Origin of the sequence: Paenibacillus sp. FSL L8-0470, from assembly GCF_038008625.1 — a bacterium.
Classification (GTDB): domain Bacteria; phylum Bacillota; class Bacilli; order Paenibacillales; family Paenibacillaceae; genus Paenibacillus_AQ.
Genome location: NZ_JBBOZM010000001.1, coordinates 5,815,492 through 5,828,620 on the forward strand (window position 1 = coordinate 5,815,492; position 13,129 = coordinate 5,828,620).

General features: G+C 49.5%; 12 protein-coding genes. 4 read left to right on the forward strand and 8 right to left on the reverse strand.

What is annotated here, in order from left to right; translation table 11 throughout:
* The first annotated feature begins 307 nt into the window (after nucleotides 1-307).
* The gene (gene uraA / locus NST99_RS26525) at nucleotides 308-1,618 is read left to right on the forward strand and encodes a uracil permease (protein ID WP_341095666.1); all 1,311 of its coding nucleotides are present in this window, start codon (nucleotides 308-310) and stop codon (nucleotides 1,616-1,618) included.
* Between the two features lie 159 nt (nucleotides 1,619-1,777).
* Here the strand turns inward: uraA and NST99_RS26530 are convergent, their stop codons facing one another.
* From NST99_RS26530 to NST99_RS26555, 6 genes are all read right to left on the reverse strand, one after another.
* Nucleotides 1,778-2,296, reverse strand: coding sequence for an adenine phosphoribosyltransferase (locus NST99_RS26530; protein ID WP_038600521.1), 519 nt, complete (start codon nucleotides 2,294-2,296; stop codon nucleotides 1,778-1,780).
* 93 nt (nucleotides 2,297-2,389) lie between these two features.
* A complete protein-coding gene (gene recJ / locus NST99_RS26535) occupies nucleotides 2,390-4,792 on the reverse strand; it encodes a single-stranded-DNA-specific exonuclease RecJ (RefSeq protein ID WP_341095668.1) in 2,403 nt (800 codons plus the stop codon).
* Nucleotides 4,793-4,821: 29 nt separating this feature from the next.
* The gene (locus NST99_RS26540; protein ID WP_341095670.1) at nucleotides 4,822-5,784 is read right to left on the reverse strand and encodes a cation diffusion facilitator family transporter; all 963 of its coding nucleotides are present in this window, start codon (nucleotides 5,782-5,784) and stop codon (nucleotides 4,822-4,824) included.
* A 118-nt stretch (nucleotides 5,785-5,902) separates the two neighbouring features.
* Nucleotides 5,903-6,805, reverse strand: a complete 903-nt coding sequence (gene secF, locus NST99_RS26545) for a protein translocase subunit SecF (RefSeq protein ID WP_341095672.1) — start codon at nucleotides 6,803-6,805, stop codon at nucleotides 5,903-5,905.
* Nucleotides 6,795-8,051: a protein translocase subunit SecD gene (gene secD, locus NST99_RS26550; RefSeq protein WP_341095674.1), complete on the reverse strand. Its 1,257-nt coding sequence runs from the start codon at nucleotides 8,049-8,051 to the stop codon at nucleotides 6,795-6,797. The genes secF and secD overlap by 11 nt, the downstream gene beginning before the upstream one ends.
* A gap of 215 nt (nucleotides 8,052-8,266) precedes the next feature.
* A complete protein-coding gene (locus NST99_RS26555) occupies nucleotides 8,267-8,518 on the reverse strand; it encodes a post-transcriptional regulator (RefSeq protein ID WP_341095677.1) in 252 nt (83 codons plus the stop codon).
* A gap of 224 nt (nucleotides 8,519-8,742) precedes the next feature.
* Between NST99_RS26555 and spoVB the strand changes: the two genes are divergently transcribed.
* Entirely contained in the window at nucleotides 8,743-10,347 is a 1,605-nt protein-coding gene (spoVB, locus tag NST99_RS26560; RefSeq protein ID WP_341095679.1) for a stage V sporulation protein B, read from the forward strand.
* Nucleotides 10,348-10,356: 9 nt separating this feature from the next.
* On the opposite strand, the gene NST99_RS26565 is transcribed toward spoVB, so the two are convergent.
* Nucleotides 10,357-11,121: a DUF421 domain-containing protein gene (locus NST99_RS26565; RefSeq protein ID WP_341095682.1), complete on the reverse strand. Its 765-nt coding sequence runs from the start codon at nucleotides 11,119-11,121 to the stop codon at nucleotides 10,357-10,359.
* Nucleotides 11,122-11,349: 228 nt separating this feature from the next.
* Here NST99_RS26565 and NST99_RS26570 point away from each other — a divergent pair, with 228 nt between their 5' ends.
* Together NST99_RS26570 and NST99_RS26575 are read left to right on the forward strand one after the other, a co-directional pair.
* Nucleotides 11,350-11,742, forward strand: a complete 393-nt coding sequence (locus NST99_RS26570) for a TIGR04086 family membrane protein (RefSeq protein ID WP_341095684.1) — start codon at nucleotides 11,350-11,352, stop codon at nucleotides 11,740-11,742.
* 96 nt (nucleotides 11,743-11,838) lie between these two features.
* A complete protein-coding gene (locus NST99_RS26575) occupies nucleotides 11,839-12,678 on the forward strand; it encodes a phosphatase PAP2 family protein (RefSeq protein ID WP_341095686.1) in 840 nt (279 codons plus the stop codon).
* Nucleotides 12,679-12,788: 110 nt separating this feature from the next.
* Here the strand turns inward: NST99_RS26575 and yajC are convergent, their stop codons facing one another.
* Nucleotides 12,789-13,106, reverse strand: a complete 318-nt coding sequence (gene yajC, locus NST99_RS26580; RefSeq protein WP_076109166.1) for a preprotein translocase subunit YajC — start codon at nucleotides 13,104-13,106, stop codon at nucleotides 12,789-12,791.
* Nucleotides 13,107-13,129 lie beyond the last annotated feature (23 nt).

The window sequence follows — 13,129 nt, forward strand, 5'->3', positions numbered from 1 at the left end:
AATTCCGTAATGGAGTTTATCTATTTAATGAATGAACCCGCAAGGTGTGTCCGGTTTGCAGGGTTATCAGCTCTTCCAGGCTGCACTACACGCAGTTTAAAGTTGTTTATAATTATGACGCTTACGATGGATTACGTCAACACTTGCCATAGTGTGGCATTCCTGCAGGCTTAGGCCTCGAAGTATGGGCAATTTCGTGGCATCTGTAAAATTGTTGTTGTAAAAAGTCGCCGTACTCTTTAATCTAGTAAAAGCGGTTTTCCGCGACCTAACCTAAAACTACATAAAGAAAGAGAAGTGAACTCCATTGCAACGCGAAATTCAAGTTAATGAGAAACTCCCCTGGGGCCCGGGATTTCTGTTAAGTCTTCAGCATTTGTTCGCCATGTTCGGTAGCACGGTGCTTGTCCCTAACCTGTTTGGGGTAGACCCTGGTATGATCCTGCTGATGAACGGTATCGGCACATTGCTCTATATCCTGATTACCCGCGGCAAAATCCCGGCTTATCTTGGATCAAGCTTTGCCTTCATCTCACCTGTAATGATTGTGCTTAACCATAACAAGAGCGATCATATGCATGGATATTCGCTTGCACTGGGAGCGTTTATTGTTACCGGTGTTATCTTTATTCTCGTCGCTTTAGTCGTCCGTTATGCCGGCACTGGCTGGATTGATGTGGTGTTCCCTCCGGCGGTTATGGGCGCAATCGTGGCGACCATCGGACTAGAGCTGGTACCGGTTGCCGCACGTATGGCCGGACTGATTGCTCCTGAAGGTGTAAGTACTGCCGACTGGACACCGGACGGAAGCGCAATTACGCTGTCTATGGTAACGCTGGGTGTAACGGTTATTGGCGCAGTACTCTTCCGGGGTTTCCCCAAAATCATTCATATTCTGATCGGGATTGTTACCGGTTATGTGCTGGCCTATATTATGCATAAGGTTAACACGGGTGCCATTTCCGACGCACAGTTCTTCTCCCACCCGACGATCGTCACCCCATCCTTTGACTGGGATGTAATCTTCACCATTATTCCTGTATCCCTTGTCGTTATCGTTGAACACATCGGCCACTTGCTCGTAACCAGCAACATTGTCGGCAGAGACCTGGCGAAAGACCCCGGTCTTGACCGCTCGCTGATGGGTAACGGGATTTCCACCATTTTCTCCGGTTTCCTGGGTTCTACTCCTAATACTACTTACGGCGAGAACATCGGTGTTATGGCCTTAACCAAAGTATATTCGGTGTATGTGATCGGCGGAGCGGCAGTCATCGCCATTCTGCTCTCGTTCTCCGGCACCTTCTCTTCTATTATTGCCAACATCCCCGCACCGGTAATGGGCGGAGTATCCCTCTTGCTGTTCGGGGTTATCGCAGCTTCCGGTTTGCGGATCTTTGTAGAGCAGAAGGTCGACTTCTCCAAAGCAACCAATATGATTCTGGCTACCTTGGTGCTTGTTGTCGGCATCAGCGGCATCTCCCTTAACATGGGCAAAGTGGAGCTTAAAGGAATGGCGCTGGCTACGATTGTTGGTATGGTTCTGTCTCTGTTCTTCAAGCTGTTCGAGGTTCTTGGCTGGTCAAACGAGCAGGAAGATGAGAAATCCGCCCATTAGACCCCGAATACTTATATATGAAGAAAACGGATGCTCATCTGCTTCAGGGCGGCATCCGTTTATAGTAAATAGAACGAATCTATTAATAAAAGCGGATCGCTGTCTTCGTTCGACAGCGATCCGCTTTTTATTTCCCGGGAAAAGTTACCCCGTTTTAAATTAGTCCTCGTAAGTCATCAGGGATATCACTTCAATATCCGAAAGTTTGTTGCGGCCGGCAAGCTCTACAAGTTCGATGAGAAAAGCAGCGCCAACAACTTTGCCGCCGAGCTGTTCCACCAGACTAACTGATGTGGCAATAGTACCGCCGGTAGCCAGTAAGTCATCAGCAATCAGTACCTTTTGTCCCGGCTTGATGGCATCGGTATGAACGGCCAGTTTATCCTTGCCGTATTCCAGATCATAACCCACTTCAATGGTTTCGTAAGGAAGTTTGCCACTCTTGCGAATCGGTACAAATCCGACCCCCAGTGCGTAAGCCAGCGGTGCGCCGACTACAAAACCGCGCGCCTCAGGACCGGCAATTACATCAATCTGCAGATGTGACACAAGCGCTTTAAGCTCATCAATCGCCTGGCGGTATTTGTCGCCGTCTTTAAGCAATGTAGTTATATCTTTAAAGCTGATTCCCACTTGCGGAAAGTCCGGAATCACACGAATACTGTCTTTTAAATCCAACATGATCATCTCCTAAAGGTTGTGAGCAGTTCCCTCACTGAATTCTCTTCAAACAAACTTGCTACGGAAGCAAAGCCTCCAGTCCATTCCGACCTAGGATGCTCCTAAACGGCGGGACAGCATCCATTCCTGCAGCTCGCTGAGGCTGCCTTCCATGAAATATTGCTCCATTTCCGCAGTCTCACCCAGTCTGACAAAATGCCGGGAGGCCGTAAGACTCTTCGCCGCAGGCTGGGTAACAAAGGTAATGGTCCCATTGCTGCGCTTGATAAAATCAAGTTCCTCAAACACCTCAAGCATCTTGCCCAGCATGCGCACACTGAGTGAAGACTGGCGGCTAAGCCGCAGCAGCACCTCGTGCTCCGGTGTCGCCGCAGCTGCAATCGAAGCCAGCAATTTATATAACGACTTGAAATGATCACGTGTCGGTATTTGCAGCCGGTCACGGCCATCCCGAATGGAGTGCAGCAATGCGATATTCTCAGCTTGTGGAAAAGCAGTAAGCACCGCATCCAGCTGCTCCGGTGTATCCGGCATGTCCAGCAGGCAAAGCAGGGAAACCTTGCCTTCACCTGTTTCGGCTTGCCCTTGATTCAGCACGGAGATCCCGGCATTCTCATCATATACCCAAAGCGACATGCCTTTCAATTGATTCAGCGGCGTCATGCGGCTGTTGTGAAACACAGCTGCAGCGCTGAAGGAAGTTCCGCTGCTGAATTGCAGCAGCAGCTCTTTGAGGGTAGCCGCCTGCTTCACTGCATCAGCTGTCCCGCGCAAATCCAGCAGCTGCGCATTCGGGACTGCTAAATCCTGCAGCATCAGCTGAGGTTTGCGCGAACCGTTCCATTCATTCACCGAAAGCTCTGCCAGGACATCAACCATAGTGCCTCCTGGCAGCAATTGGGCTAATGCTCCTTTGCCGAAGGCTACCGCCTCAATCGTATGCTTGCCTTGCTGCAAAACCAGCTTGAGATGTTTGCCATCCTGCCCCATCTTGCGGGTCTCCTTCACCGCAGCTCCGCGAACTATAAACTTGGGCAGCGGATTGGCCATCCCGAAGGGAGCCAGCCTGTCCAGATCCAGTGCGGCCTGCAGCGTTAAATCAGAGATCGCCGTTTCACCGTCCGCTGCTGTCACAGGCATGAAATGTTCCGGCTGGAGAACGGAGGCTGCAAACTCATTAAGCGCAGCCGCGAATTCTTCCAGCTTATCACGATGCAGGCTCATCCCTGCTGCTGCTGGATGGCCGCCGAAATGATCCATCAGCCCGGCGCAGGAAGAAAGCGCTGCATAAATATCCAAACCGGGAATCGAGCGGGCAGAACCTTTACACATCCCTGTTTCCGGGTGAACATCCAGTATAATCACCGGACGGTAATACCTGTCCAGCAGCTTAGAGGCCACAATACCCACCACGCCGACATTCCAGCCTTGATCAGCAAGAACAATAATATCCGGCAGTGTTCCCTCTGCGGTCTGCTGCTCAAATTTAGCGGTGGCTTCCGTGACGATTCTTTCCACGACCAGCTGACGCTCTTTGTTAAGCAGATCCAGTTCTCCGGCAAGCTGTTCAGCTTCCCCCGAATTTGTGGTAGTGAGCAAAGCCACAGCACGGCCTGCGTGATCCAGCCGGCCGCTGGCATTAATGCGCGGCGCCATGCCAAAGGCAATATTTATAGCGCTCACTGTACTCATCGTTACACCACTGACATCAAGCAAGGCCCGGATCCCCGGGAAAGGTGAATGCCGCATACTGGAGAGTCCTCTGCGCACTAGACTGCGGTTCTCACCGAGCAGCGGCATGAGATCAGCAACTGTACCAATGGCCGCGATCTCGCTCCATTCCTCCGGTACCTCGTCCCCAAGCATGGCTTCAGCCAACTTGTAGGCAACCCCCACACCTGCCAAACCCTTAAAAGGATAAGGACAGTCAGGAAGCTTCGGATTAATCAGTGCAAAGGCCTCCGGCAGCAGTTCAGGCGGCTCGTGATGATCCGTTACGATCACATCAATTCCAAGCTCTGTCGCATAAGCGATCTGATGATAAGCGCTAATTCCGGTGTCTACGGTAATGACCAGCGATACTCCCTGCTGTACCGCCCAGTCCAGCGCATGATTGTGCAGCCCATAGCCTTCATTTGAACGATGGGGAATATAAATGTCAAAGGATGCCCCCAGATAACGCAGCAGGTAGATCATCAGCGCGGTGCTGGACACTCCATCCGCATCATAATCACCGTACACGAGAATATGTTCTTCTTCTTGTAATGCTTTTTTGATCCGCGGAACCGCCTCGGCCATTCCCTTCAAGAGGAACGGATCATGTCTATCCTCCGCGCCTCCATCCATGAATTGCAAAGCATCAGCAGCCGTCCCCAAACCTCTGGTTACCAGCAGTGATGAAAGGAGCGGAGAAATAGAAAGGCTCCGGGCCAATTCCTCTACTGCAATGGGATCGGCTGCCGGAGAATGCCATCTTGTTTTTGAATGAAGCAATTGAGTTCACCTTTCTCTCACCCTGCGAACTACTGGAGCAGCGTGGGACTATCGTTGTCCACGAGCTCATAGTTGCTTTTGTAAGGATAACCCGGATCATAAGGCACAACATCCATATGAACCTCGCCCACATGGACAAAACGGTGCTGCAGCAGCTTCCTGGCGCATTCCGAAATATCCTGGGCTTCCGTCACGGTAATCCGCGGGTTGACGCTGATTTTAACTTGGAGGTTCACGTAACGCCCCTGCTCAAGTGCTTTTAAATACTCTACACGAATAACACCATGCACCCGTTCCACGGTTTCAATAAAGCTGGCCGTCTCCGCGGAAGGAAGTTCCTGATCCCTCTGGGCCAATACAGAAGTCATAATCAGTGAATACCCTTTACGGATAATTAGTGCGCTGGTTAGAAGAGCGGCAATCGGGTCCATATACAGCAGCGGATTCCAGTTGAGATATCCTCCAGCAAACGACCCGGCAATCCCGACGAATACGGTAATTGAAGTATATAGACTGAAGCGGTGGTTATCCGCGTATGCGGCATGGCTGCCATCGCCAATTTTCTTAAAATAACGATATTGATATTGAAAGATAGCCTCTTTAAACGCGATGGAGATCAGGACGGTGACAATCGCCGCCTCTCCAGTGGGTGATAAATGTCCCCGGGTTAAATCGCGAATTGCCGAGAAGGCAATTTGCAGCCCGCCCATTAGAATAAGAACTGAAAAAAGGATCGCGACAATCGGTTCCTTATTACGCTGCCCTTTCTGGGTACGCTCTGTTTCTTTATTCCTCTTAACCAGTTCTGAGCGCCACGGAAGAATATCCGCCAGCTTGGCTGCAGCGTCTGCTCCGGAATATAAAGCATCACCCAGCAGTGCTTTGCTGCCGGAGAAATAGCCAACACTTCCTTTAGCCAAAGCTAATGCAACATCGCTGACGATTCCAGTCCAGGCAACCGTCTCACTTTGCGGTGATTGTTTGTCATTCATAACGAGGCCCTCCTTGCCGGGTAGCGAGTAATCTCATGATGATTGAAGTTTGCTCATTCCACTCCAAAGATTCGAAAAGCCGCGTCGCCTTTGACGCGGCTTTTCGGGACAGGAAATTTTAAGCTTTGGCCGGATTGTTCTTCACTGGAGTCTTCTGGCGCTTCTTCAGCAGCAGCCAGAGCGGACTCGCGATAAAGATCGAGGAATAGGCTCCGAAGAGCAAACCGATAACCATCGCAAGTGAGAACATTTTGATAGACTCTCCGCCAAGGATAAGCAGGAAGAATGCAGCAATAAATACCGTAAACGCTGTGTAGAGGGAACGCATCAGGGTTTGGCTCACACTTTTGTTCACCAGTCCCTTAAGGTCCTCATACGTCTTCTGCTTGCCGAAGCGCAAATTCTCGCGAATCCGGTCAAAGATAACGATGGTATCATTGATGGAATAACCGATAATGGTCAGCACCGCGACAATGAAGGTCAAATCCACCTCCAGGCGGAAAATCGAGAAGATCGCAACAACCATAAACGCATCATGAGCCAACGCTACAATCGCAGCCAGGGCAAAACGCCATTCAAAGCGGATACTTACATAAATGATAATCCCCAGACAGGAAATTAGCACAGAATAGATCGCATTACGCGCCAGCTCTTTGGCCATTTCTGTATCTACCGTGTTAATCTCGAAGGAAGCTTTATCATCAATCTTGTTAATTGCAGCCTGCAGCTGCTCGCTCTGTTCCTCTTTAAGAACCTCATCATAACGGATATTCACCCGTTTCTCACCAATGGTGATGCTTGGTTCATGGGAGAGGCCCAGACCGCTGAGCGCAGGATTAAGCTCTTCCTGTGTAATCGTCTTGGACAGCGCCACGTCAACATTGGAGCCGGCCTTGAAATCAACGCTGTAGTTCAGTCCAAGAAAGCCCAGGAACACTAAGCCGAGTATCGTAAGGACAATGGAAAAAATATAGAAAAACTTACTCAAATGTACAAAATCAAGTTCTTTCTTAAAGCGCACGGATGTCACTCTCCTTTACCCCAAATTGCTTCGGCTTTTTCAGAACGCCGGCTTTGACCAGTGTACTGAGCAGCCAGTGGGCAAAATAGAGGTTCGTTACGATACTGAGCACAATTTCCACAATCAGTATCAGAGCAAAGCCCTTAACCGCACCCGTACCAAATGCGAACATAACGGCCGCTACGATTATAGTCGTCACATTGGCGTCCATAACGGTCCGGAAAGAGGTTTTATTCCCCGCTTTGACGGAAGACAATATGCTCTTCCCGCTGCGCATTTCTTCTCTTATCCGTTCGTTGGTAATGATATTGGCGTCAACTGCCATCCCAATACCGAGAATAAATGCGGCAATACCAGGAAGTGTCAGCGTAAAGTCGGCAACGACAAATACCAGAATCAGCAGCCATGTATGCAGAATGAGTGCAAAGCTGGCCAGCAGGCCCGGCAAGCGGTACATGCCGATCATAAAGATCAAGATAATCAGGGAACCCACAAGTCCCGCTCTGATCGTTTGATCAAGGGATTGTTTACCCAAGGTAGCGCCTACGCTTTGTGAATATTTCTCTGTCAGCTTCAGCGGAAGGGCACCGAGGTTAATCGTGTCGGCCAGTTCACGGGCCCCTTCTATAGTATAACCTCCGGAAATCGAAGCTTTTCCATCTGTAAGTACTGCTCTTACCGTTGGTGGAGGGTCGGATAACAATTGCTCATCAAGATAAATAGCGAGTTCTTTACCCAGCAGGCGCTTGGTAATTTCCGCGAATTTATCCTTATCCTTAACAGTAATCCCGATCTCAGGCTGGTTCAAGTTGTTGCTTTGAACCTCGGCAGCATTCTCAACAAAGTCACTGCCCACGAGTTCTATCTTGCTGTAAACTCCAGGAGCATCGCCTTCGGCAGCACTGCGGAAGGTCAGAACCGCAGGTTCCTTCATCTTCTTGCGTACCTCGGCCTCGTCGGTAACGCCCGCAATTTTCAGACGGATGCGGTCAGTTCCCTCAGTAGTTACTTCAGGTTCGCTTGTGCCAAGCGCATTGGCACGTTTCTCCAGACTTTCCGCTGTTTTCTGCAGCGAGGCATGGCTCAGTTCTCCTCCTGTTTCCATCGGCTCCGCGTGATACAGAATCTCGAAACCGCCCTTCAGGTCAAGCCCCAGTCGAACCTTGTCCAATAGTCCGGGAGTACTAAATGCCATGACGCCTGTTAAAACGAGCACGGTAATGATAAAGCTCAAAAGTCTCTTCATGCTCTTGCTAGTTCCCCTTTCATTACTCAATATTCCTATTATAGCTACGTGCGAAATCACCGTCAATTCGTGGAGGAACGACGGTGTTATACTCACACAAAGAAACGGCCGGCTCTGCCCAAGGCAAGCCATCCGTTTGATAGGAAAAGCAAAATTGGTCTTCTCTTACTTTACTGCTTCCTATAGCCATTTGCAAAAGAAAATCATTCCTTGTATCAGTTTAATCCCCGATAAGCGGCAATCGTTAAATAATTCATATAACTAGTGGACTTCAAGGAATAGATATCGTTCACAAGCTTGTGCAGGGGAGGGTTGCCCTCCTTGGCATAGTTGCGGCTGATGCAATCCCAGATATCCTTGCCTGTTACATACTCATAGCCGAGGAGTCGGAATTCCTCCGCTTTGCTGCGGCACATGGCTTCGATATCTTCACCAAGCTCATCATCACTCCACTCTATCGATTCCACGTGTTGACACCTCCAAAGTTCGCTCGCTTTCGCATGTTACTTTTTAGTATTCGACCAGACTCCCCCGCATTCCTTCTTCCGGGTTAAAACTTATCATTTCCAAAGCTTGTCATGGAGTAGACAGGGTACCGCATATCAATATACAAGCCTGCATCCACAAGCTTACCTTTTGGACAGACAGGAACGCCAGCGTTTTATTTCAATTCGGGAAGAAGGAGTGCCCTTTGAGTAATCTAAGGAAACAAAGCTTTATCCAAGGAACGCTTATACTGCTTGCCGCAGGCATTATTAACCGGATGCTTGGATTCATTCCGCGCATTGCATTACCCCGTATTGTCGGTGCTGAAGGCGTTGGTCTTTATCAGTTGGGTTATCCCTTTTTCATCGTGCTGATCACTGTAATCACTGGAGGGATTCCGCTGGCCATCGCCAAAATGGTAGCTGAGGCAGAGGGAGAGAACCGGCCTGAAGAGTCACGCCGTATTCTGCATACCGGACTTACCCTCAGCCTGGCGCTCGGCATCTTGTTCACCCTGGTCGCCCTGTTCAGCGCCTCATGGGTATCCAATGTGCTCCTTACGGACAGTCGTGTGTATTATACATTTGTCAGCATGACGCCGATGATCTCTATCGTTGCCGTATCTTCCATATACCGGGGCTATTTTCAGGGCAGGCAAAACATGATTCCTTCCGCACTTTCCTCCGTTCTGGAGTCAGTAATCCGTATTATCTTTATGTTGTGGTTCTCTTGGCTGCTGCTTCCGAAGGGTATTGCCTTTGCTGCGGCAGGTGCAATGTTAGGGGTGACCGTTGGCGAAATCGTCGGCATGCTGGTGCTGCTATGGCAATATTATTACATCCTAAAAAAGGACAAGAAGGATCTTCCTGACCCTGTAACCGCGGAAAATGACATTCCAGATCCGGTTATCCCTGAACCTTCAGCGGGCAAGCAAACTTCTGTACTGAAACGTCTGCTAGGCATTGCTGTTCCCGTCACGGCCGGAAGGCTCGTCGGCTCTTTTTCCTATCTTCTGGAATCTATTATTACCGCCCGCAGTCTGGCCCTTGCCGGAATTGCCACCGCAGCTGCAACCGCGCAGTACGGCTCCTTACAAGGGATGGTTATTCCACTGCTGCTGCTGCCGGGAGTGCTCAGCTCTTCCCTTGCTGTTTCGCTCGTTCCTTCCTTGTCAGAGGCGGCAGCGCGCCATGATTTGGCAACCATTCATAAAAGAATGCACCAGGCCCTGAGGCTCGCTATGGTAACCGGAGCCCCTTTTGCTGCAATTATGTATATTCTTGCCGTACCGCTATGTACGCTGATGTACGGCAATGCGGATACCGCTCCGATGCTGCGGATGATGGCACCTTTTGCACTCTTCCTCTATGTCCAAGCACCGTTGCAGGCTGCTCTTCAAGCTATGGACCGCCCCGGGAGGGCGCTTATAAATACGCTGATTGGTGCGGTAATCAAAATCCTGCTCATTCTCCTTTTAGCCTCCCAGCCCGAATACGGGATTTATGGCGCAATAATCGCAATTATCGTTAACAGCATTTTTGTAACCTTGCTGCACGGCTTCAGCGTAGTTAAGCTGATTAAATTGTCGATTAGAGTTTCCGATCCACTCAAAACGTTGACCGCGGTGATTATCATGGCCGCTGGCATGTCTTACATCTATACCTCTGTTCCCATCGCCGATGCCCAGTGGCTGCAATTTTTGCTTTCCGCCGCCAGCGGGATGGCTCTTTACCTGGGAATATGCCTGCTTTCAGGCCTGATCTCTACCCGCGACCTAGACCGTGTGCCATTCTTCAAACGCCGGCGTTAATATTTTACTCTATCTGGAGCGGTGACGGTCTACATAAATTTCACCCTTGTGATCTATCGAGCACAGAAAAACATCGCGAAAATCAGATACGCCCTTTTGGCGGATCTGGGTTCTTAGCCAGAATCTTGTTTTCCCGATCATCTCTAGATTTGTATCCTGCACCTTCCCGTCCATAATGAGCGGAATCGGCAGGCCTTCGTACCTGATTTTATGCTTCGGCAGCTTGACGCTGCCGGAGCTGTCAGCACCACTGTTTCCCTGTTCATTCCGTTCGGCATTAGAGCTGCTGTTTCCCGATTGGTTGGATGACGACACTCCCCTGTTCTTCTCAATGACGGTAAGCTGGCCGCTGGTTTCCAGAATGGCAAACTCCACATCAGCAGGGCTGTCGATGTTCTGACCCCGCAGCTGGAGCAGCAAATCATCAAGGTTGTACCTTTGCCTGCGCATTTCCCCGCGGTGTATTTTGCCATCTGAGATCAGTACGCTGGGCTTGCCGTCAATCAGCAGCCGCAGCTTTCTGTTCTTAAGGCTGAACTGGGCCACAAGCACCTGAATCAGTACCAAGGTTGCCATGGGCACGATTCCGTCATAGACCGGCCGTTCGATGTCATCAATGACAAACACGGCAATTTCAGCAATCATGATCGAAATCGTTAAATCGAATACAGACAGCTTGCCAATTTCCCGTTTCCCCATTATCCGCATGCTCAGGAAAATGAAGATATACATCAGCACGGTCAGAAAGATATGGGTAGTAATATGCTGGAACATATTCTCTTCGCTCCCCTTTCCGCTTCTCGCCCGGGCAGTTTGCCTTACGGGCGGATTAATGTACCCCTATTCTGGCCTCCCTGCCAAGGGAACATTCGGAAATGGTCTTATTAATTAATGGTAAATGAGCAGGCTTTGCCATTCTTGTACTATTGGGGCAAGCCTCCCCATACAATGAATATTAGTTAACTCAAGGTGATCGTCAAAAAACATTTAGGAGGTTTTACCATGTACTTCATTCGGCGCCTGTTCTCATGGAGAATAACGAGTCCTGTATTATCCGGTTTATGCCGATCCTTCCTGTGGATGCTGCTGGGCGCGTTTGTCCTCTCTCTTTTGCTGTGGGGCAGTGGTCTGAAGGAACAGGATCTTACAACGTATACCTACTTCGTACACGGCATCGCCGCCGCATTCGGCGGACTGACGGCAGGGCGCAGAGCAACCAGTAAGGGCTGGTATCAAGGATCACTTACGGGGGGATTCTACGGAATCATTGTGCTGCTGGTCGGATTTTTGGCGCTTGACAGTGCCCCTGCAGGCATTGATGCTGTATGGGTTATGGCTGCTGCAGCAATCGGAGCGCTCGGCGGAATGTTTGGAGTTAATTTACAAAAAAACTAAATTATTAGAATCCATAAAATTTGAAACCATTCTCTTAAAAATATGTTACACTGGTTTCATCTGAATTCGTAAGAGCTTGAGGAGGCTTCGATAGCTTTGCTTTACCAATCCATGAACCATGTTGTTTTGTACACTGTTGTAATAGTAATTCTGCTGATCTGGATCAGTACCAGGCGCAACCCTTTAATGGCCTTTGTAGAACTCGGAAAGGAACTGCTGCACTCCTATAAATTTCTGTTGGTTATTGTTGGAATGATCAGTGTTCTCCTCCTGAATAAGTATGAGCTGCAGATTGAGCAGAAGATGCAGCTCGCATCGGATTATACTTCTGTATTTTTTGGACTTGAAGGACATTTTGTCCAGACCGTACAGCAAATATTCTACGCTCCCTGGCTTACACCTATTGTCGCTTTCTTCTATATCTTTATGCTCCAAGCCGTGCTGGCTGCTTCACTCGGAGTCTATTTGCTGGAGAAGAACCGCCTGATGCTGTATGCCACCTGCTACACGATCATGCTAATTTACACAGTCGCCATTCCGTTCTTTTTATATTTTCCAATCAACGAAGTTTGGTCCTATGCTCCGGCAGGTGTAAGATTCATCATGTTGGATGTCTTTCCAAACTTTGAACAGGAATACAGGCCGCTCTCCGGTCTAAACAACTGTTTCCCTAGTCTGCACACGGCCATCGCTGTAGCTACGGCGCTGCTCGCCTTTCGGTCAGGGAACAACCGCTGGAAGATTATCTCAACGATTTCAGCAGTAGCTATTGTGTTCGGAATCTTCTATCTCGGCATTCATTGGCTGATTGATATGCTGGGCGGCACTCTGCTGGCTGTTGTGTCCACCTCTGCTGCAGTACAGCTGGCCAAGCTGACACTCCGCAGCGAGGAAACATCGCTTCCAGTCCGAAGCCGCGCCACAGATGCCCGTTAATTTTTCAATTCCCTCAGGGTGATGAATACGAGATTTATGTGATAGCATGCCAAAAAGCGGCGTTCTCCCGAAGGAGATACGCCGCTTTTTATGTAGGTTGTGAAGAAATACTATTCCTTACCTTCCGTCTCCAGTGCCACAGCATGGCTGATAGAGCCCCGGTCAAAGGTTAAACGGGTCACATCATTAACGCGCAAAACGACGATGTCGTCGGAAATCTCCATGATCGTCCCGTGAAGGCCACCAATAGTGACTACCTTATCGCCCTTCTTCAGAGCTTTCAACATTCCGTTGCGTGCTTTAGTTTTCTTCTGCTGCGGACGAATGAGCAAGAAATAGAACACCACAAACATAAGTACAAACGGGCCTACGAGACCTAGAATGCTGCCAGTCCCCCCTTGATTTGCTGCAAATTGAAAATGTAACATATCCTTTCCCCCCTTTCGATACG